The sequence below is a fragment of the Sinorhizobium sp. 7-81 genome (assembly GCF_030124405.1).
In the GTDB taxonomy this organism is placed as follows: Bacteria; Pseudomonadota; Alphaproteobacteria; order Rhizobiales; family Rhizobiaceae; genus Sinorhizobium; species Sinorhizobium psoraleae.
In genome coordinates this window covers 700,118-721,715 of record NZ_JASKLT010000002.1, presented here as the reverse complement: position 1 = coordinate 721,715, position 21,598 = coordinate 700,118, and the positions used below count along the sequence as shown (strand labels likewise).

Annotated in this window: 17 protein-coding genes; 6 read left to right on the top strand and 11 right to left on the bottom strand. The window is 61.2% G+C overall.

What is annotated here, in order from left to right; all coding sequences use genetic code 11:
- Positions 1-271: 271 nt before the first annotated feature.
- Genes QN224_RS10600 through QN224_RS10590 form a run of 3 tightly spaced genes read left to right on the top strand, consistent with a single transcriptional unit; the run spans position 272 to position 4,952 of the window.
- The gene (locus QN224_RS10600) at positions 272-3,322 is read left to right on the top strand and encodes a GAF domain-containing protein (protein WP_283976616.1); all 3,051 of its coding nucleotides are present in this window, start codon (positions 272-274) and stop codon (positions 3,320-3,322) included.
- Positions 3,319-3,708, top strand: coding sequence for a response regulator (locus QN224_RS10595; protein ID WP_283976615.1), 390 nt, complete (start codon positions 3,319-3,321; stop codon positions 3,706-3,708). Before QN224_RS10600 ends, QN224_RS10595 begins: the two co-directional genes overlap by 4 nt.
- Entirely contained in the window at positions 3,705-4,952 is a 1,248-nt protein-coding gene (locus QN224_RS10590; protein WP_283976614.1) for an adenylate/guanylate cyclase domain-containing protein, read from the top strand. The genes QN224_RS10595 and QN224_RS10590 overlap by 4 nt, the downstream gene beginning before the upstream one ends.
- A gap of 60 nt (positions 4,953-5,012) precedes the next feature.
- On the opposite strand, the gene QN224_RS10585 is transcribed toward QN224_RS10590, so the two are convergent.
- The 11 genes from QN224_RS10585 to QN224_RS10535 form a co-directional block, all read right to left on the bottom strand.
- Positions 5,013-6,035, bottom strand: a complete 1,023-nt coding sequence (locus QN224_RS10585) for an ABC transporter ATP-binding protein (RefSeq protein ID WP_283976613.1) — start codon at positions 6,033-6,035, stop codon at positions 5,013-5,015.
- Positions 6,032-7,027, bottom strand: a complete 996-nt coding sequence (locus QN224_RS10580) for an ABC transporter ATP-binding protein (protein WP_283976612.1) — start codon at positions 7,025-7,027, stop codon at positions 6,032-6,034. The genes QN224_RS10585 and QN224_RS10580 overlap by 4 nt, the downstream gene beginning before the upstream one ends.
- On the bottom strand, positions 7,020-7,928 hold the full coding sequence (locus tag QN224_RS10575; RefSeq protein WP_283976611.1) for an ABC transporter permease: 909 nt from the start codon (positions 7,926-7,928) through the stop codon (positions 7,020-7,022). The genes QN224_RS10580 and QN224_RS10575 overlap by 8 nt, the downstream gene beginning before the upstream one ends.
- The gene (locus tag QN224_RS10570) at positions 7,919-8,854 is read right to left on the bottom strand and encodes an ABC transporter permease (protein ID WP_283976610.1); all 936 of its coding nucleotides are present in this window, start codon (positions 8,852-8,854) and stop codon (positions 7,919-7,921) included. The genes QN224_RS10575 and QN224_RS10570 overlap by 10 nt, the downstream gene beginning before the upstream one ends.
- A 13-nt stretch (positions 8,855-8,867) precedes the next feature.
- A complete protein-coding gene (locus QN224_RS10565; RefSeq protein ID WP_283976609.1) occupies positions 8,868-10,445 on the bottom strand; it encodes a nickel ABC transporter substrate-binding protein in 1,578 nt (525 codons plus the stop codon).
- A 611-nt stretch (positions 10,446-11,056) separates the two neighbouring features.
- Complete coding sequence (gene uxuA / locus QN224_RS10560; protein WP_283976608.1) at positions 11,057-12,253, bottom strand: mannonate dehydratase; 1,197 nt, start codon at positions 12,251-12,253, stop codon at positions 11,057-11,059.
- An 11-nt stretch (positions 12,254-12,264) separates the two neighbouring features.
- Positions 12,265-13,308: an L-idonate 5-dehydrogenase gene (locus QN224_RS10555; RefSeq protein ID WP_283976607.1), complete on the bottom strand. Its 1,044-nt coding sequence runs from the start codon at positions 13,306-13,308 to the stop codon at positions 12,265-12,267.
- Between the two features lie 14 nt (positions 13,309-13,322).
- Complete coding sequence (locus QN224_RS10550) at positions 13,323-14,729, bottom strand: TRAP transporter large permease (protein WP_283976606.1); 1,407 nt, start codon at positions 14,727-14,729, stop codon at positions 13,323-13,325.
- A 3-nt stretch (positions 14,730-14,732) separates the two neighbouring features.
- Positions 14,733-15,305 carry a TRAP transporter small permease gene (locus QN224_RS10545; RefSeq protein WP_283976605.1) on the bottom strand — a complete coding sequence of 191 codons (573 nt, stop codon included), beginning with the start codon at positions 15,303-15,305 and terminating at the stop codon, positions 14,733-14,735.
- A 213-nt stretch (positions 15,306-15,518) separates the two neighbouring features.
- Positions 15,519-16,493 (bottom strand): sialic acid TRAP transporter substrate-binding protein SiaP, encoded by a 975-nt coding sequence (locus QN224_RS10540; RefSeq protein ID WP_283976604.1) that lies wholly within the window; start codon positions 16,491-16,493, stop codon positions 15,519-15,521.
- Between the two features lie 40 nt (positions 16,494-16,533).
- The gene (locus tag QN224_RS10535; RefSeq protein ID WP_283976603.1) at positions 16,534-17,277 is read right to left on the bottom strand and encodes a FadR/GntR family transcriptional regulator; all 744 of its coding nucleotides are present in this window, start codon (positions 17,275-17,277) and stop codon (positions 16,534-16,536) included.
- A gap of 404 nt (positions 17,278-17,681) precedes the next feature.
- Here QN224_RS10535 and QN224_RS10530 point away from each other — a divergent pair, with 404 nt between their 5' ends.
- From QN224_RS10530 to QN224_RS10520, 3 genes are read left to right on the top strand one after another with little or no spacing between them, the layout of a single operon-like run.
- Positions 17,682-18,440 carry a DUF3365 domain-containing protein gene (locus QN224_RS10530; protein WP_283976602.1) on the top strand — a complete coding sequence of 253 codons (759 nt, stop codon included), beginning with the start codon at positions 17,682-17,684 and terminating at the stop codon, positions 18,438-18,440.
- A complete protein-coding gene (locus tag QN224_RS10525) occupies positions 18,437-21,196 on the top strand; it encodes a response regulator (RefSeq protein WP_283976601.1) in 2,760 nt (919 codons plus the stop codon). The genes QN224_RS10530 and QN224_RS10525 overlap by 4 nt, the downstream gene beginning before the upstream one ends.
- Positions 21,197-21,222: 26 nt before the next feature.
- Positions 21,223-21,594, top strand: coding sequence for a response regulator (locus QN224_RS10520; RefSeq protein ID WP_283976600.1), 372 nt, complete (start codon positions 21,223-21,225; stop codon positions 21,592-21,594).
- The last annotated feature ends 4 nt before the right edge of the window (positions 21,595-21,598 follow it).

Sequence of the window (21,598 nt, the reverse complement as noted above, 5' to 3'; positions counted from 1 at the left end):
CGGTTGCGCCATCCGCCGAACTTTCGAAGGAAAGACCAGGCATAAAGGGCGTTTTCTTGCCCTAAACGCCGAGAATGCGAATCTGTTAGACATGACTGATATACCGTGTTGCGGCAGGAGCTAATCCTCGTCACAGCCGGTCAGATGGAGTATTCTCTTCGGTCTGCCGTCACCGGCCACGACGTGGGGTGTAGGGCGCCCGGACGGCGGACGGTAGGGGTTTATCACCGAGCCGGTCGCCTGCAGAGCGCAAAAATAAGGGGGGCGCGAGGTGGAGGAGTCGAGCCTCAGCATCGGACGTCAGATCGAATTGCTGGAGCGGGAGCTTGGCGAAGCGCTCGAACAGCAGACCGCGACAAGCGAAATCCTGCGCGTCATCTCGACCTCGCCCACCGACATACAGCCGGTGTTCGATGCGATAGCGCAAAACGCCGCGAGGCTGTGCGGCGCAGAGTTCTGCTTCGTTTTCCGGTTTGACGGAGAACTCCTGCACCCTGTTGCCTATCACGGCATTTCGGGCGAAGGCATCGAAGCGGTACGTGCCAATTTTCCGCAGCAACCAAATAGAGGCAATGTCACAGGACGGGCCTTCATCAGCGGCGCCATCGAGCAAATTCCCGATGTTTTTGCCGACGCTGATTACCGGATGCTCTCGCTGGCGAAAATCGTGTCCTACCGCAGCGCCATCGGCGTGCCGCTGGTGCGGAAAGGACACCCAATCGGATCAATCGCCGTCACTCGAGGCGCTGTCGGATTCTTTCCAGAGCGGCAGGTCGAGTTACTGCAAACCTTCGCCGACCAGGCGGTGATCGCCATCGAGAACGTCCGCCTTTTCGAAGAGGCGCAGGCGCGCAATCGAGAGATCATAGAAGCGCTCGAACAGCAGACCGCGACAAGCGAGATCCTGCGCGTCATCTCGACCTCGCCCACCGACATACAGCCGGTGTTCGACACGATCGCGTTGCGTGCCGCCAGACTCTGCGGAGCGCAGTTCTGCCACGTGTTCCGTTACGATGGCGAACTTCTCCACTTCGTGGCGTATCACCGGCTGGAGCCGGAAGGCGTCGAAGCGGTGCGCGCGATGTTTCCGGCCCCGCCTGATCGAGGCAGTGCCGCCGGGCGTTCGATCCTCAGTCGATCGGTGGAGCAGATACCGGACCGGCTCGCCGATCCTGAATATCAGGCCCACACCACCCTTGGCGCCCAGTCCGCGAACTACAGAAGCCTGATCGCGGTACCGATCACGCGCGACAGCAGGCCGATTGGAACCATTGTCGTCGCACGAACCCAGCCCGGAGTGTTTCCTGATCGGCAAGTCGAACTCCTGCAGACCTTCGCCGATCAGGCCGCGATAGCGATCGAGAATGTTCGGCTGTTTACCGATCTGGAAAAAAGAAACCTTGAGCTGAAGGAATCTCTACAGCAGCAGACTGCGACAGCGGATGTTCTCAAGGTAATCAACCGGTCGCCGTTCGATCTTCAGGCCGTGCTCGACACCTTGGTCGAGTCCGCAGCGCAACTCTGCGACGCTTACGACGCGGTAATATTCCTGAAGGACGGAGATACTCTCCATGTCAGGGCGCATCACGGGCCGATCCCAATCGATTTCCCCGGCTGGCCGGTATCACGGAACTGGGTCACGGGCCGGGCCGTGGTAGAGCGAAGGCCCATCCATGTGCCTGATCTGAGCGCCACGCCCGACGAGTTTCCGGACGGCCACAGCATGGCCGTACGCATGGGCCACCGCACAATTGTGGCGGTGCCTTTGATGCGGCAGCGGGAGGCGATCGGGGGGCTCGTCATCCGCCGGACAGAAGTCAGGCCGTTCACAGAAAAGCAGATCGAGCTCGTCCAGACCTTTGCAGACCAAGCCGTCATCGCGATCGAGAATGTGCGGCTGTTCGACGAAGTGACGGCGCGAACCGCTGAACTGACCGAGGCGCTGGAGCAGCAGACTGCGACGGCTGACGTTCTGAAAGTTATTAGCCGCTCCGCATTCGACCTGCAGGCGGTCCTCGACACTCTTGTGACGTCCGCTGCCCGTCTTTGCGAGGCCGATATGGCAACGATGACGCGGCCGATGGGTGACGCGCACTATCCGGTCGCCAGCTACGGCCTCTCGCAGGAATTCGGCCAATATCTTCGGGCTCTTCCGCTGGAGCCGGGACGCGGCACCATCGTGGGGCGGACCTTGCTTGAGGTTCGGCCGGTCCAGGTCGCGGACGTCCTCGATGATCCCGAGTACGCGCTGCACGAGGGACAGAGACTCGCGGGATTTCGCACTGTGCTCGGCGTGCCGCTCTTGCGCGAAGGCAGCCCGATCGGAGTGCTCGCATTGACCCGCTCGATCGTGCGCCCCTTCACCGAAAAACAGATCGACTTGGCGTCGACCTTCGCCGACCAGGCCGTGATCGCCATCGAAAACGTCCGCCTATTCCAGGAGGTGCAGTCGAGAACCGAGGAACTGTCACGGTCGCTGGAGGAGCTCAAGGCCGCCCAAGACCGGTTGATCCAGACCGAGAAACTCGCGTCGCTCGGGCAGCTGACCGCCGGAATTGCGCACGAGATCAAAAACCCGTTGAATTTCGTCAACAATTTCTCGGCGCTGTCCGTCGAGTTGATCGAAGAGTTGCAGCAAGTGCTCGATGGCGCCGTAGGTGACAGCGCCGCTCGCTCCGAGATCGACGAACTCACTGCCATGCTCAGGGGCAACCTTGAAAAGATCGTCCAGCACGGCAAGCGCGCCGACTCGATCGTCAAGAACATGCTCCTGCACTCACGCCAAGGGGCGGGCGAGCGCAGGCCGGCCGATATCAATGCAATCCTCGAGGAGAGCCTCAATCTCGCTTATCACGGTGCCCGTGCCGGGGAGCAGGGCTTCAACATCACGCTCGAGAAATCCTTCGATCCGGCAGCCGGCGAGATTGACCTCTACCCGCAGGAGATCACACGTGTGCTCCTCAATCTCATCTCCAATGGCTTCTATGCCACCAGCAAACGCGCGGCTTCCGAATCTGCCGACGGGTACGAGCCGAAGTTGGCCGCGGTGACCAGAAACCTCGGAGACAGCGTTGAAATCATCATCCGCGACAATGGGCTCGGCATTCCACCGGAAGTGAAAGAGAAGATCTTCAATCCCTTCTTCACGACCAAGCCTGCTGGCGAGGGCACGGGGCTCGGCCTTTCGCTCAGCCACGACATCATCGTCAAGCAGCATGCCGGTTCAATCGAGGTGGACACGGAACCGGGTCACTATACCGAGTTTCGCATCCGGCTGCCGCGGATTGCCGCTGCGATCATAAAATCGGAGGGCAGATCATGAGCCTCCTTATCCTGGTGGTCGACGACGAGCCTGACATCGAGTTGCTTTTCAGGCAGCAATTCCGCCGGGACCTGCGCGCCGGCCGCTTCGCAATGGAGTTTGCGCAGTCGGCGCCAACCGCGCTTGAGCGGATCGCCGATGTCGTCGACGTCACGCTTATTCTCATACTGTCCGACGTCAACATGCCGGGAATGAGCGGGCTCGAACTGCTTCCGAAGGCACGGAATTTACGGCCTGACGTGCCGGTGATCATGATCACCGCTTACGGCGATGCGGACACGAAGCGGAGAGCTCTCGAAAGCGGCGCGGAAGCGCTTTTGACCAAGCCGATCGACTTCGTCGCACTACGGGAAGAAATCGACATGCGAATTGGGCGCGCCGCATGAGCACCAGCATACTCGTTGTTGACGACGAGCCGGACCTGGAGCGCCTGCTTGTCCAAAAATTCCGGAGGCAGATCCGCGACAGCACGCTGCGTTTTCTGTTTGCCCGTGACGGAGTCGAGGCCTTGGCCGTACTGGCTGCAAACCAGGACGTGGACATGGTGCTGAGCGATATCAACATGCCGCGGATGGATGGCTTGTCGCTGCTCGCGAAACTTCAGGAGAGGGACGCGGAGTTGTCCACGATCATCGTCTCCGCCTACAGCGATATGGCCAATATCCGAACCGCGATGAACCGCGGCGCTTATGATTTCGTGACGAAGCCGATCGATTTTCCGGATCTGGAGGCGACGATCGTCAAGACGATCCACCATGTGGAAGCGCTGCGCGAGGCACAGCGCCGGCAGTCGGCGGCCGAGCAGGCCCGTGCGTCGCTTTCCCGCTATTTCTCGCCTAATCTCGCCGAGCGCTTAGCAAGCAGCGCCGAGACCCTTGATCTTGGCGGCACGCGCCGGGAGGTTGCCTCACTTTTTACCGATCTGACGGGTTTCACCACGCTCGTCGAGACGATAGAGCCAAGCGTGCTCGGACCACTCGTTAATGATTACATCGTCGGCATGACCGACATCGTGTTCGCCCATGACGGTACTGTCGCAAAGATCATCGGCGACGCGCTCCACGTGCTGTTCGGGGCTCCTGCCGACCAGCCGGATCATGCCGGTCGCGCCATCGCCTGTTCGCTCGCTCTCGACGCCTTCGCGCGGTCCTTCCGCGGAGACTGGAGCAGAAAAGGGATAATCCTTGGCGACACCCGGATCGGCGCGCACGCCGGCACGGCTGTTGTGGGCAATTTCGGCGGAGGACGGTTTTTTGACTATAGCGCCTATGGCGACACGATCAACGTCGCCGCGCGCCTGGAAGTGGCCAACAAAACGCTAGGCACCCGCATTTGCGTGAGCGGCAGCCTCGCCACCAAGGCGCAGGATTTCCGCGGCCGGCCGGTAGGCGACCTCCTCCTCAGAGGCAGGGCCGAGCCGATCCGCGCTTTCGAGCCCCTTGACGCCGCAATTTATGCGAGCGCGGAAACTCAGGCCTACATGGAGGCCTTCGGAAAGCTCGAGGCCCGCGACCACGGTGCACTCGCTTCGTTTGCCGCGCTGGTTGGTCGCAATGCGGAGGACCGGCTTGCGAGCTTTCACCTCAAGCGTCTGCTGAACGGCGAAACGACGACGATAATTACGCTTTGAATGACCGGCTACATTGGCGGCAGATCGTACGCAGCTAGATTGGCGCATAGGGACGACGTTCTAAAGTGATGCATTATCCGGCGCCTGGCGAACGAGAGCCGAGCGCTTGCCCCCGTAAAGCTCGGCGGCAAAAACGCACGCAGCATTGTGATCTGGCGAGAGACCGTATGACGGCGGCGTGCCTCGGGCGCACTCGTCGAAAGCGAGTGAACAGCGCGTTCTGAATCTGCAGCCGGAAGGGGGGCTCGTCGGACTGGGTACTTCTCCCACCATCAATGGTGCCCTACGGAGTTTTTCAACGCGTGGATCGACCTCGGGAACTGACGCCAACAGCATCTGCGAGTAAGGATGGCTGGGACGGTCGTAAAGCTCCTGGGACGGCCCATGCTCCACGATCTTGCCGAGATACATCACGTAGACGCGTGACGCCGCCTGCCTTACCAGCGAAAGATCGTGGGCGATAAACAAGCATGCCACGCCCAGCTCCTTCTGCAGTCGTAGGAAAAGGTTCATCACCTGCGCTCGGATGGAAAGATCGAGAGCGCTTACCGGCTCGTCGCAGATCAGCACCCTCGGGTTCACCGCAAGCGATCGGGCAATGGCAACGCGCTGGCGCTGGCCGCCCGAAAGCTCACGGGTGTGACGGTCCTTGATCGCGTGCGCCAAGCCGACGTGATCCAGCAGTTCCTTGGTCCGGCGATTTCGCTCGTGCTGCGACCTAAGGCCACCGATGAGCAACGCTTCATCGAGAGCCTCGCCAGCCGTTTGCCGCTCGTTCAGAGATGAATATGGATCCTGGAAGACGTATTGGAGCGCCCGCCGACTGTTGCGCAATGCGGCTCCTGAAAGTCCGCTGAGGTCTACTCCATCGAGCAACACCCGCCCGCCGCTCGCCTTCTCGAGCCCCACGATGGTTCGCCCGAGCGTCGACTTTCCACAACCGGATTCGCCCACCAGTCCGACGATCTCGCCCGGGTAAAGCTCGAGCGAGACGTCATCGACCGCGTGCACATATTTGCCCCGCTGGACGCTTTTGAAGCGCGTCTGCAGGTTCTCGACTTTAAGTACGGGCGCGTGTGTCATGCGGCAGCCTTTCCTTGATTGACGACCGAGCAGGCCACGGAAACCTTTCTGTCCGAGATTGGAACCATTGAAGGCCGGATGCGCGTGCATGCAGCAACCGCAAGCTCGCAGCGCGGTGCGAAAGCGCAGCCCTTGATCGGCGCACCAAGCATCGGCGGCACGCCGGGAAGACCCCGGAACTCGGAACCAATCGGGTCGTCCCGCCGAGGAATCGCATTGATCAAGCCCTTGGTGTAGGGGTGACGAGGATTGACCAGGACCTTGTCCACCGGACCGCATTCGGCGGCGCGTGCCGCGTACATGACGACGATGTCGTCGGCAGCCCCGGCGACCACACCCATGTCGTGGGTGATCAACACCATGGCCATGTTGAGGCGTTGCTGGAGATCTTTGAGCAATCGAAGTATCTGCGCTTGGACCGTCACGTCGAGGGCCGTTGTCGGTTCGTCCGCGATGAGGAGCTTCGGCTCGCCGGCAAGTGCAATGGCGATGACGATGCGCTGCCTCAAGCCGCCCGACAGTTCATGCGGGAACTGCCTGAGCCGTGCGGCGGGATCTGATATCCCGACAAGCTTGACGAGATCGAGTGCTCTCGCTTCTGCTGAGCGCGGACTCATGTTGAGGTGCAGTTCCGCCATTTCAGCGATCTGTCGTCCGATACGACGCACAGGATTGAGCGCACTCATCGGGTCCTGGAAGATGAAGCCGATGGATTTTCCGCGGAATTTGCGGATCTCGGGTTCGGCGAGGCCGATCAACTCCCGGCCGTCAAACCGCACTGAGCCGGAAAGGTTCGTCGTCACACCCGTCGGCATCAGCCCAAGCGGAGCAAAGTTCATCACTGTCTTGCCGCTGCCACTTTCGCCGACGATCGCAAGACATTCGCCTTGCCGGACCGAGTAGCTGACGCCGTCGACCGGGCGCACCGCCGACTTGGCAGTCAGCAGATCAACCGTCAGATTGTTGACGGACAATAGTGGTTCGTCATGCATCGACATTCTCCCTTGCCCAGCCGGCAACCTCGATCCGACGTGCAGCAAGCATGCGTCGCGTGAGTGGTTTGGGGATGCGGTTGAGCGCAATCGATTCTCCGAGTGTGTTGAAACCGATGACCGCAGCCGTCAGCGCCAGCCCCGGCAGGAGAACCTGGCGCGGGTCGGACTCGAGATAGGGCAGCGCGTCGACCAGCATCTGGCCCCACTCGGGCGTGGGCGGCTGGATGCCCAAGCCCAGGAAGCTGAGCGTTGCGACAGCGAGCGCTGCCACGCCCGCGTCGGCGGTCGCATAGACCATCACGGCACCGATCGTGCCGGGAAGGAGATGATTGAAGTAGATGCGCCAAGGGCTGGCGCCCAGCACACGCAACGCCTCGATGTGAGGCTTGCTCATGATGCTAACGGCAACGGCGCGGCTGATACGGCCACTCATAGGCCACCAGGCAAGCGCCAGCGCCAACACCATCGTCCAGTATCCCGGGCCAACGATGCCGATCACTGCCAGTGCGATGATCAGACTCGGTATGGACAGACCGACATCGACTACACGCATCAAAAGATCGTCCACCCAACCTCGGTGATAGCCGGCGATCGTGCCCATAGCGATGCCAATCGTCATGGCTATGCCGAGGACGGAACCGACGCTCACCAGCGACGTGTTCGCAGCGATGATCAGCCTGCTGAACGTGTCGCGCCCAAGATGGTCTGTACCGAGCCAGTGGGCAGCACTTGGCCCACCGCCAGCCTCCAGCAGGTTCTGGGCGCTGGGGTCCTGGGACGCCAGCCAGGGAGCGAATGTACCGAGGGCGATAAACAGGCCGATGGTGATCAATGCCGCTCTGGGCATCTTGTTCAGTCTGGTCAGGATAGGGTGCAGTCTCTTCATGATCAGCTCCATTGGCGCCTGATGCGAGGGTCGGTCAAAAGCACCGCAACGTCGACGACCAGGTTCACGAGGATGAAGAAGGTGAGAAAGATGAGCAGGCACGCCTGCACCACCATGAAGTCGCGAAAGCGCACGCCGGCGAGGAAGTAATCGCCGAGGCCCTGCCATGCGAAGAGCGGCTCGACAATGATCGCGGTGGCAGTCATCAGCCCAACTTGAGTGCCAAGTGCGTTGATGAAGATGGGCGTGATATTCGGCAACGCATCGCGGAACAGGATCGCGGTGCGACTCAGCCCCTTGCTCTTCGCGGTTAGAACAAAGGGGCTCGCCATCGCCTCTTCCAGCCCTACTCGCACGACGCGACTGAGGACCGCAGCGGGCAGGACACTGACAGTGAGCCACGGCAGGATCCAGCTTAGCGGACCGGCGAAGCCGAAGGATGGCAGGAGCTGGAAGGTGACCGAGAAGCCGTAAATCATCAACGCGCCGACGAAGAATGTCGGTGTCGACGCGCCGAGCAACGCCAGACCGCGGGAAACGCGGTCTGGCAGTTTGTATTGCCACAGGGCGCCCACGACGCCGAGCGCCAGGCTCATCAAGGTCGCTATGGCGGCCCCGCCGGCAATCAGTGTTCCGGTGATGAGCATGCGGGCGGCGAGGTCCGCACTAACAGCCTGGCCCGTCCTGTAGGAGATGCCGAAGTCGCCGCCGACCGCATCGCCGAGCCAGTCCACATAGCGCATCAGCAATGGCTTGTTCAGTCCTATCTCTTCGGCAACCTGCTCGACATAACCCGGTGTCGCGACGGCTCCTCGAAGTTCGGCAATCAGGACCGCAACATTCCCCGGAGCCGACACGACGAGGGTGAAGCACACCAAGGATGCCAAGAAAAGCAGGATCAGGGAGTGCTTCAGCCGCTTGCTGATGAAGTGCAACAAGGCGCGCTCCTCCCTACTCGGCCAACACGATGTTTTCGTACGGCATGTCGTATTCGGTGACGGGACTCGTGAAGCCCTGGACCCGCCTGGAATGCGCCCAGACGCTCGGCACGTAGACCAGCGGCGCGATCGCATCGTTGTCCCGCAGCCAGTCGTAGACCTTCTGAATCGTCGGCTGGATCTGGTCTCCGGTCGCCGCGGTCGCCGCATTGATCAGCGGATCCAGATTGGCCGGATCAGTGACCAGCTTGCCCTCGACGTCGTTGTGGAAGGTCGAGAGACACAGCCCCACGATCGAGCCAAACGGATCATAAGGCGCGCCGTAGGTCAGGAAGAAGCCGAGGTCGTACTTCTGTTCCAGCATGTCGGTGTGCTTGGAGGCATGGTCGACCGAGCGGATCACCAGGTCGATGCCGATCTCCTTCATCTCGGACTGGATGACTTCGGCAATCACGCGTGATCCCGGCACGGCGTCCGGGCTGACGACCAATTCGAGCGTCAGTGGCTTGCCGTTCTTGGATCGGATGGGACTTCCCGTCCAGCCGGCCTTTTCGAGCAGCGCCGATGCGGCGACAGCATCGCGGACGGGTGCATCATGTTGCGTCCCGGCGTAGGGCAAAGCGTCCGAGAACAGGTTGCCGGCGGGCTTCGCGTAGCCGTGATAGAGCACCTTGGAGATAGCCGCGCGATCGATACCGATGCTGACAGCCTTACGGACCTGAGAATCCTTAAGTGCCTCGGCGCGGTCGGGATTGAACGCCATCACCAGCGTGACGTTGCCCGGATCGACGACGACGTTGAAACCGGCCGCCTCGAGCTGTTTGCCCTCTTCCGGGGTCAGGGGCGCGATCCAGAACCCCCCGACCAGGTCGATTTCGCCGGCACGCAACGCCGCAACCCGTGAACGCGCATCGGGGATGACCTTGGCCTCGAGGCGCTCATAGGTCGGCTTGTCGCCCCAGTAGCCGTCGTAGCGCTCGAAGACGCTCTGGGTGTCGTCCGCGCTGATCTGAACCCAGGGTCCTGTTCCAACGGGCTCCTTGAACTTGCCATCAGCGCCAACCGATTTGGGGCTAAGGAAGCGCGTCGGTCGCGTGTAGGAGAGTTCCTGCATGAGCGCGAGGACCGGTTCCTTGAAATGCAGGGTGACGCGGTAGTCGTCGACCACCTCGAGCGACTGGAAATACTTGGAGCAGTTCATCCAGCTGAACTGGTCGAGGCCCATCCAGCGCTCGAGGTTCCATTTGCACGCAGCAGCGTCGAACTTGGTGCCGTCCTGGAACGTAACACCCTCGCGCAACGTCAGATACAGCGTCTTGCCGCCGTCCTCGATCTGCCAGTCGGTCGCCAGGCAAGGTTCGATCCGGCCACCCTTGCCGTACTTCACAAGCGGCTCGAACATCAGGTCCTGGATGGCCCAGATCGCGTAATGGCTTTGCGGGTCGAGATTGCCGGCGGGCTTAGCGATGGCAACGCGTAAGGTGCCGTTTGCACCCTGTGCATATGCAAGTTTGCACAGCGCGCTTTGCGCCAAGACTAGCCCAAGGGCGCCGGATGCCCCGTGCAGGAAGGTACGCCTCGTCAATGACATTTGTTGTTCCTCCTTTTTGGTGTTCCCTGAGCCCATCACGGCCACTGTGTTTTGGGCGTTACTTTTGTATAGACAAAACGATCGTCTCATGTACACAAACCATAGTCAACATTGTATTCATCAGGTTTGCGACATTTACCGGATGGTAAAGAACTGAACCCAAGAGAAATGGCGTCTTGTTGGCAGGATCGGCCGATGGAATGCGGGCCGTCTGGGACTCTTCGCAAGATTGTGCGCCTACGCCGCGCGAGGTTTACTCACGACGTCACATCCAAACCTATGGCTATTGTATACAATGTGTAGCCCAGATCTGCCGAAACTGCCGTTGCAGATGGCATCCGCAGGCTACCGAACCAATCAGGGCTGGGTCGGGAGGTTGGTGGCGGTAGACAAGCCGCTCCACAGGCGCGGGAGGACGACCGCCAGCTCCCCGGAACCCGGTGCGTTCGGCACAGAGAGCCTCATGCTAACGGCTTGCGCCTGTCCTCGGGGGGCTTCCGCTTTCCGGGCGAACCTGACGGAACGCGGAAAAGCGTCACCTCATTTCGGAATTGCAGCAATACGGAAAACTTTATTGAAATCAGCGCATCGGCACTCTACGTTGCGCCGAATCAGACAGTCCCGTAGGTCGCGTGCGAGAGGGCTCGTTCGATGCCGCGCAGTTCCGCGAGCCCCTTCAGCCGGCCGATCGCCGGATAGCCGGGCTGGGCGCCGCGTGAGAGATCGTCGAGGATTTCCTGGCCGTGATCCGGCCGCATCGGAATCTGGTGGTCCGCTCGCCCGACGGCGCGCCGCCGTTGCTCTTCCTTGAGCAGTTCGGCGATAACCGCCACCATGTCGGTGTCGCCCTCCAGATGCTCGTCCTCGTAGAACGAGCACGGGGTCCGCTCCTCCTCGCGGCGGACATTGCGAAGGTGGACGAAATGGATGCGCGGCGCGAACTGGCGAACCATCACCGGCAGATCGTTGGCCGCAAGAGCGCCAAGCGAGCCCGTGCAGAATGTGACCCCATTGGCCGGACTGTCGACCTCCCGCAGCATGAAGGCATAGTCCTCCGCAGTCGACAGGATGCGCGGCAGACCCAGCAGCGCCCATGGCGGATCGTCCGGATGGGCGCAGATGTTGATGCCGACCCGTTCCGCAACCGGCGTCACCTCGGCAAGGAAATCGACCAGGTGACGCTTGAGCTTTTCACGGCCGATGCCGGCATAGGTTTGTAGATGTTGGCGCAGTTGCGGCAGGCTGTATCCGTCGGCGGAGCCCGGCAGACCCGCGCCGATGTTGCGCGAGAGCGCGAGCCGGCGCTCTTCCGTCATCTCGCGAAAGCGCCGCTCGGCCTGCTCGGCGGTCTCCTCATCATAATCGTCGATCGCGCCAGGACGCTCTAGCAGATGGAGATCGAAGGCGGCAAAGTCGATCCGGTCGAAGCGCATGGCTTTCGCCCCATGCCGGGCGGTCCAGCGCAGATCCGTGCGGGTCCAATCGAGAATCGGCATGAAATTGTAGCAAACCGTGCGTATGCCGGCGGAAGAAAGGCGGCGCAGCGTCTCCTGCCAATTGGCAACATGCTCGCGCCAGGGGCCTGTTTGCGTTTTGATGCTTTCGGACACCGGGACGCTTTCCACGACCTCCCATTCCAGACCACCCGCGCGGACCTCCTGTTGCCGCTTTTCGATCTCCGCAACCGGCCATACGTCCCCTGTCGGAATGTGATGGAGCGCGCTGACGATGCCGCGCGCACCGGCTTGCGCCGCATCCCGCACGCTCACGCGATCCACTGGTCCGAACCAACGCCAAGTATGTCTCATCTAGGACTCCCTCAGGGCAGAAATGTCAGTTGCACCTTACACGCAGCCGAGCGGTCTCCGGCCTGCTCGAAAGCCTCGACGGCCCGATCAACCGGGAACGCGTGCGAAATGATCGGGCGTATATCGATCCGTCGCTCGGCGATGAGTCGGACGGCAAGGGCGAACTCGCCGTCAAACCGCTGTGATCCGATCAGCCGCAATTCCTTGCCTACCAGCGCATTGAGCGGAAGGGTGATATCGCCCGTCACCCCAACCTGCACGATCAGGCCGCGCGGTCTGACCGCCGCGATCGCGCTCCGAAGCGCCGGTTCGGCGGCCGAGCACTCGAAGACGACGTCGAATTGGCCTTTGTCAGCCTCATAGGCGGCAAGGCCCGCGGGATCATGGCGGACGTTGACCACCCGCGTCGCGCCCATTGCCATCGCCCGATCGAGTGCCGCATCGGCAAGATCCGTGACGACGATTGTCTCAGCGCCCGCGTGGCGCGCAGCCGCGACCACGAGGGCGCCGATCGGCCCCGCGCCGGTGACCAGCACATGCTTGGCCTTGAGATCGCCGGCCTGCCCGACCGCATGAAGGCAGACGGCGAGCGGTTCGGCGCAGGCGGCCTCGCCAGCGCTGACCAGCGTACCCGCCGGGAAACACTGGTTCGCCGGAACCACCAGCCAGTCGCGGAACATGCCCTGGGTATGGGGAAAGCGCATGGCACTGCCCAGGAACTGCATGTTCAGGCAATGAATGGGAAGCCCCTCCCCGCAAAAACGGCAGGTTCCGCAGGGTTGGCTCGGATTGACCGCCACCAGATCGCCAATCGCAAGCCCGGACACGCCGGCGCCGAGTGCGGCGACATGGCCGGACGCCTCATGACCAGGAATAATGGGCTCGCGCACCCGGATGGGACCGAAGCCCCCATCCTGGTAATAATGAAGATCGGAGCCGCAAATGCCACCGGCCGCCATCTTCAAGAGGACCTCGCCTTCACCTGGCGCGGAGACCTCGGCAACTTCGAGCCGGAGGTCCCGTTGGCCATAAAGCCGGGCAAGACGCGTGCGCATGGATACCCCTGCCATCAGCGGATCAGCCCGACCGCGCTCGGCAGCCACAGCGTGATCGCCGGAACGAAGGTGATCAGGATCAGCGCGATGAAGAGCGGCAGGAGCCAAGGCAGGATCGCCATGGTCGTCCGCTCGACCGAGAGCTTGGCGACGCGCGACAGAACGAAGAGCACCATGCCAAGCGGCGGGTGGAGCAGGCCGATCATCAGATTGAGAGTCATGATCAGGCCGAAATGCACGGGATCGATACCGAATTGAGCCGACAAAGGTAAGAGGATCGGCACCAGGATGGTGATCGCGGCGATCGTGTCGAGAAAGCAGCCGACGAACAGCATCAAAAGGTTCACGAGGATCAGGAAGACCCATTTGTTTTCGGTGATCGTCAGGATCGCGCCGGAAAGCATCTGGGCGGCTTGGCTTACCGTCAGGAGCCACGCGAAGATCGATGCCGCCGTGACGATGAAAAGCACCGAGGCAGTGGTCTCGATCGTATCGAAGGTCGCCCGCGTCAGTGTCGACATGGTCATCGTCCGGTAGCGCACCAAGCCCAGGAACAGCGACCAGAGAACGGCAGCAACGGCGGCTTCCGTTGGCGTGAACCAGCCCATCGTCATGCCGCCGATCAGGATCACGGGAGTCATCAGCGCCATGACGGCGGAGAAATCGAAATACCAGTCAAGGGCGAGGAGGGCGAGGAGCGCGATACCGGCGGCGACATTTATCGACAGGCCCGCCGACATCAGGAGATAGATGAAGATCGGCACCGCGAGCACGACGACGACCTCGAGCGAAGCCGACAGCAACCGCTTCACTTCGAAAGGCGTGTCCGAACCCCAGCCGCGCTTGTAAGCGAAGATGGCGACCGTCAGCATCATCAGAACGGTCATCACCACGCCAGGGACGATACCGGCCATGAACAGCGCGCCGATCGAGACATTCGCCATCATGCCGTAGATGACGAAGGGCAGCGACGGCGGAAAGATGGGACCGAGCGTTGCCGACGCGGCCGTCACGCCGACGGCGGCCTCGACCGGGTAGCCGTGATCCTTCATCGCCTTGATTTCGATCGTGCCGATGCCGGCAGCGTCGGCAAGCGCCGTGCCCGACATGCCGGAGAAAATCACCGAACCGATGATGTTGACCTGTGCGAGGCCGCCCTTCATCCAACCGACAAGAGCGACGGCGAAGGAATAGATGCGGCCGGTGACGCCGGCGGAGTTCATCAGGTTGCCGGCGAGAATGAAGAACGGCACTGCAAGCAGCGGGAAACTCTCGACGCCGGCGATCATCCGCTGCGCCGCGATAATGTCGGGTGCGACATTGTAGAAGACCAGATAGAGGACCGATGCAGCGGCCATCGAGATGGCGACCGGCACCCCGACCAGCATCAGCAGGAGAAACGAACCAACGAGCAGCAGCATGGATCAGCCCTCAACCTTATGGAATTCCTCGGGCTTTTCGAGAACCGAATAGCCGCGGCGCTGATTGGCGATAAAGACCTGGATCGAGCGGACGAGCATCAGCACGAACCCGGCCATCACGCTGTAGAAGACGATGTTGCGGGGCAGATTGACGGTCACCATGCGCTCGTTGGCGACGATCGCTACGTAGCGCCACATCAACCAGCAGGCATAGGTGAAGAAGCCGATCCGCACGAGATCGACGAAGATCGCCATGGCGCGCGCGATCGTCCGCGGCAGATAGTGATAAAGCACGTCGACCTGGATGTGCCGCGAAACCCGAACGCACATGACGGAGCCGAGAAACACGACGCCAATCAGGCAGTTTGTGGCGATCTCCTCCGTCCAGGCGTAGGAATCATTGAGGACATAGCGAGTGAAGAACTGCAGGAACACGCATGCCGTCATCACCCAGAAGATGGCAAGCGTCACCCAATCCTCGAAGGCATAGTTCGAAATATCCGCAGCCGGCGGAGCCTCATCGAAGGAATGGGCGATTTCCTCCGGCGTCGTCTGCAAATGGACTTCCTGTGACATGGGCAATCATCCGGTGAATGTGGGCGGAACGCCGGCCGCTCTGCCGAGCGGCTGGCTTTGCAGCACCGCGCATTCATGAATGCGCTCAGTCGCTGCAACGTTTTTGACCGCAGAACGGGATCAGGAGAAGCATGCGCGGCTCTCCCGCGTCCCGTTCTGATCTGCGCGTAGCGGTCACGCATTGGGCCGGTACGAACCCAAGTCTTCGTGCGATCACTTGACGGCGCGGACAGCCTCCCAGTCTTCCTTGGTGTAGCCGAAGTCCTCAAGCTTGACCTTGTCCATCACGGTCGACTCGAAATCGGCCTTGTCGACTTCGGTCACTTCGATGCCGCGTTCCTTGAAGGTCTCGACGAGTTTGTTCTCACGCTCCTCGATGATCTTGGTGGCGCGCTCCGCGGCCTCCTGCATCACTTCGGTGAAGATCTGCTTGTCGGCATCGGAAAGCTGCGACCACAGGTTCTTCGAAACGACCGTGTTCAGATGATCGACGATGTGGCCGGTCAACACGATGTGCTTCTGCACCTCGTAGAACTTCTTCGCCTCGATCGTCGTCAACGGGTTTTCCTGGGCCTCAACCGTGCCGTTCTGGAGCGCGAGATAGACCTCGGCAAAGGCGATCGGCGTCGTGTTGGCGCCGCAGGCGCGCGGCATGGCGAGATAGGCCGGAACGTCCGGCACGCGCATCTTCAGCCCCTGCATGTCGGCACATTTGGCAATCGGCCGGTTCGACGTCGTGTGACGGGTGCCATAATAGGTGACGGCGGTGATGTGGTTGCCCGAGGCCTCCTCGTATCCTTGAGCCAATCGCTTGAAAACGTCGGTCTTGGTGTAGGCGATCAGATGGGCCGGGTCGCGGAAGATATAGGGGAAATAGGTGACGCCGATCGGCGCATATTCGCGCGCGGCGAAGCTCGAACCCGAAATGATGATATCGACGGTGCCGAGCTTCAGGCCCTGGTTGATATCGGCCTCCTTGCCGAGCTGCGAAGCCGGAAAGACATCGATCTTGTAACGCCCCTCGGTGCGCTTGCCGATCTCCTCGGCAGCCCAGACGGATTCCGTGTGGAACGGCTCCGAGGTCTCGTAGACATGCGCCCATTTGAGCGCGGTCTGCGCCTGCGCGGTCAGCGCCGAAGCCAGAATGGCGGCGGTCGCACCTAACAGCGTCAACAGTTTGAACTTCATCTTCTTCCTCCTCCCAAGGTGAAATGATTGAACAAAAGCGCTAATTGCCCCCGGTACGCCTCCACGCGGCGGGTATCGTGCTGTCGGACGGCTCCTCCCCGAAGCTCGCCGACAGGCGAAGTTGAGATTGGTCGAGGTGCGCACGCATCGCGGCGCGTGCGGCGGGCGGATCGCCGGCAGCGATCGCGTCACGGATCGTGCGATGTTCCTCCATCGCGGCGCGCCAGGTCTCGGTGTTTTCGAAATAGCTCGCGAGCTTCTCGAAATACGGCGTCATGCGCATGTCGTGGATGCTGCCGACGAAACGGTTCAGCGTCTGATTGGCGATAATGCTCGAGACGATGACATGGAACTCGCGATCGAGCGCAAGCGACTGGCGCCGGTCTTCGAGCGCCGCAGCCATCCGCGCCAGATTGTCGTCCATGACGGTTATATGCTCGGGCCGGGCCAGCCGGGCAGCCTCCTCGGCGATCGCGCACTCGACCACCGCCCGCGCCCTAAGCAATTCGAAGGGACCTTCGAAATCCTCTGGCGGCGTATCCGATGCTGCGTCCTTGCGTGCCGTAACATAGATGCCCGACCCCATGCGGATGTCGATGAAGCCCTCGACCTCGAGCACGATCAACGCCTCGCGGATGGTGGGGCGGGAAACCCCCAGCTTCTGTGCGAGTTCCCGCTCAGCCGGAAGCCGCGAGCCGGGCGCCAACTCGCCACGCTCGATCAGGGCTCGCATCTGGTCCGCGACCTGACGATACAGGCGGCGCGATTCCACGGCAGAGAACATCGTGTCCCTCGAATACAGCCTTGCGATTACCGGCGGCCAAGTGGCCAAGTGGTCATACCAATCGCGATAGTACCAACCCGTGCGAGCGAGTCAACTGTGTCCGAGACCACGAAGCCGACACAGCTATCGCGGCTCTATCTCTTTTCGGCAGGCTTGAGGGGCTTACCCAACCGGTGGCCGGCCGATGCACGCAGCACCGCTATCGCCGCGACGTGCCTTTTTAAGACGCCTCTGACGAAAATCAGGCTTCGCCTGACCACTACCGCATCGACAATGACCCGACCCACCGTTTCAAACCTGCCGCTCGCGGCCCAAACTGTGGCGCAACTTGCCAGAGATGGTTCTTCCAGTGCCCTTCCTGTGGTATGTTTCCGGATTGCGCTTCCTCCCGGAGGGACACCAAAATGGAAGCTCTTACCGCCTTGGCGCGAAACTGTGTTTTCGCATTTTTAACCGGTTGCATCCTCCTCTTGCCTCCAGCGGCGGCTGAAGAGGCCGCTGATGTAGCGACCGGGACGCGGCTTGCGGAATTGCTCAGAGCCGCCCGAAGCGTCCTTTCGAATTATCAGTCGGTGATTAACGATCCAGCCGTCGGAGACAAGCATCTCGATGGCGAGCGTTTCACGGCGGAGGCGATTGCCCTCTATGGCAAGCGTACCGGTGTTGACTTGATCTCCGGTGATCTCGAGGCGCGCGACCACAAACTGCTCCGGGCACAGGTCGAGGCTATGCGTGAAGTCGTCGACCAGCGGCAGGACGACATAAACCGCCGCGGCATCGGCTTTAAGGGTTTCGTCCCAGCGGTTTTCGCGCGCCTGATGAACGAGAAATTCGCCACCAAAGTGGGAAACGAGGCGCTGGTCCGCGTGACTGCGCCGGAGGTCCTCGTCCGGAACCGCAAGTCGCTGCCGGATACTTGGGAGACACGCGTCATCAATGAAGTCTTCTCGGACCCAAAGAGGCCGAAGGGTGATGCCTATACGGAAGCGGCTCAGGTCAACGGCCGCCCTGCTTTCCGGATGCTGCTGCCGGAATACTACACGGAATCCTGTCTTTCCTGTCACGGTGAACCGAAGGGCGAGATCGACATCACCGGCTATCCCAAAGAAGGCGGCAAAGCGGGCGATCTGGGCGGTGCGATCAGCATCGTCTTGTTCAAATGAGCGCGCTCGGGCAACAGGAGCGGGCGTTCGAGGCAGCCCCGGCATCGGCCAAGAAGCGCGCCAGCCGGCTCGCCAACCTGCCGATCTCCGCCCGCGTCGCTACACTGACTGCAGCCGGCCTGATCAGCCTTATCCTGTCATCCGTTTTTCTCACACAGGCGCTCTATCGCAGCGCCGAGCGCATGGCCGAAACCAGAGAACTATTCGACCGCGCAGCATCAGCGGCCACGGCGCATGTCGCCTTCGGCGATCTACGGTATTGGCTGACCGATCTCTCGGTCAGCCTGCTGATGAATTCGCAGCGCAATGCCGATGAGGCCCGAGAACGCCTGCAGGTCCAGTTAGAGCGGCTTGCGAAGCACTCGCCCGAAGCGGTCGAGGAAATCCGCGCGCAGGTCGATGCCTATGTCGAAACGGCGCTGCAGGCAACGGACAGCTATACGCAAGACAACCGCATCGTCGGCAACGCTCTTCTGGCAAAGGCACGCACCCACAGCGGCAAGGTCGATGCGGATCTCAACAAACTCGTCGAGCAGGTAAAGGCGGATGCGGAGGCGGCCCGCAACGAGGTCGTCGCGCAAACTGAGCGGACCGCCACGGCCGCCGCCATCCTGGTGGGTGTCCTAGTCCTGATCGGCTCTTTCCTCACGCTTCTTGTCCTGCGCTCGATCGTCGGACCGCTCAGGCGTCTCAATCGCGTGATCGGAGATCTGACGGAAGGACGCTACGACGTCGAGATTCCTGAGGAGAGCGGCGATGAATTCGGAGCAATGGCGAAGACGCTTTTGCTCTTCCAGCAAAGCGCGATCGAAAAGAAAAGGCTCGAAGACGAGGCAGAGCGGCAGAGGCGGACGATAGCCGCGGCGCTCGAGGCGATTTCCGATGGGTTCGTTCTCTATGATCCGGACGACAGGATCCTGGTCGCCAACAGCAAATATTGCGAAATTTTCCCCAATCACAACCCGAACGAGCTTCGCGGCAAGAGCTTCCGCGAAATCCTCGAGCAGAACCTGGCAAAAGGGCAAGTGGACCTCGAAGGCAAATCGCCGGAAGAATGGATTGAGGATCGCCTGCGCCTTCATAGGGATCCTGCGGGCCTCGTCGACGAGAAGCGGTTCGGCGACAAGTGGGTCCGCATTACCAAACGCAAGATTCCCGATGGCGGGACGGTCGCAGTCTACACGGACATCACCGAACTCAAGCAGAGGCAAGTCGAGCTCGAGCGAGCCAAGAGCAACGCAGAATCGGCAAGCGAGGCGAAAAGTCGTTTTCTCGCTTCCATGAGCCACGAATTGCGTACGCCACTGAACGCGATCATCGGCTACAGCGAGATGCTGATAGAGGAAGCGCGCGACCACAACGACGACGAACTCGTCCCGGACCTTGACAAAATAGCGTCTGCCGGCCGGCATCTGCTGTCGCTTATTAACGATATCCTCGACCTTTCGAAGATCGAGGCCAACAAGATGGAAATCTTTCTGGAAACCTTCGACGTCGCGGACTTGCTCCGCGACGTAAGCGCTACCGTCGCGCCGCTAATGGCGAAGAACCGGAACGAGTTCATTGAGGACGTCCACGACGACCTTGGCGAGATGCACTCCGACCAGACCAAGCTGCGCCAAAATCTCTTCAACCTGCTCAGCAACGCGGCCAAATTCACCAATGGCGGCAGGGTAACGCTCTCAGTTCGACGCGAAAGGCGAACGGATCGCGATTGGCTCGTGTTCAAAGTGTCCGATACTGGGATCGGCATGACCCCGGAACAGCAGCAACGGCTTTTCAATGCCTTCACCCAGGCCGATGCTTCCACGACCCGGAATTACGGCGGTACAGGTTTGGGCTTGAGCATTACCCGCAGCTTCTGCCGCATGATAGGCGGCGTCGTCAAAGTCGAAAGCCAGGCCGGAAAAGGCTCGGTCTTCACGATGGAAGTGCCGGCGCAATGCAGGCGGGAAGCTGACGAACCTCGGGCAGCAGAGCCGCCGCCGATCGTTCAGCCGGGTCGCACCGCACTCATCATCGACGACGAACCGGCTGCCCGCGACCTAATCGCGAAAGCGCTTGCAGAAGCGGGGCTTGCCTCGATAGAGGCGGCAAGCGGAGCGGAAGGAATAGCCGCCGCACGGGAGCATCGTCCCGCCGCAATCATTCTCGACATCATCATGCCGCATCAGGACGGCTGGTCGGTGCTGCGCACGTTGAAGAGCGATCCCGAACTGTGCACGATTCCTGTGATCCTTGCGACGATCCTGGCGGATCGCGAACTCGGCCTCTCACTCGGCGCGGTCGAATATATGACCAAGCCCATCGACACGGAAAAGCTCATACGGACCATCGAGGCTTACGGCAGCGGCAACCGCGACGTACTGGTCATCGACGACGATCAGGCTTCCCGCGAATTCCTCCGCCGCATTCTGGTAAAGCGGGATTGGAGGGTGCACGAGGCAGCCGACGGCGTCCGCGGCCTCGAACTGATGAAACGGCTTATGCCGCGCCTGGTCCTGCTCGATCTTCTCATGCCGGAAATGGATGGATTCCAGACACTCAACGAGATGCAGAGGATTCCGGAACTCCAGAACATTCCGGTGGTCGTGGTCACTTCGAAGGACCTTTCTGCAAACGAGTTGAGTTGGCTGCGCGACCGGGCGGTCGCTGTCGTGAACAAAGGCGCAAACAGCAGGTCCCAACTGGTCGAGGCTCTCGAGCGCCAGATAGGATCACGCGAAACGGCTGGTGAGGCCATTACCCACGGCTGAAGCGCAAGACAGGAGGAGACCCGGAAATGACGACAATCCTTCTGGTGGAAGACAATGAAATGAACCGCGACATGCTTTCGCGGCGGTTGTCTCGTCGCGGCTTCGATGTGCTGATTGCAGAAAACGGAAAGGCCGGCGTCGAGCTTGCCGCTTTGGAAAAGCCGGATCTGATCCTGATGGACATGAGCCTGCCGGTGATGGACGGCTGGGAAGCGACCAGACTGATCAAGGCCAATCCGGTGACGTCCAGGATTCCCGTCATCGCGCTGACTGCCCACGCAATGGCGAGCGATCGGGACATGGCTCTTGAGGCCGGCTGCGACGATTATGACAGCAAGCCAGTCGACCTTTCGCAGCTTGTCCGGAAGATCGAGCAACTGCTCGCGACACCTCATTGAGCGG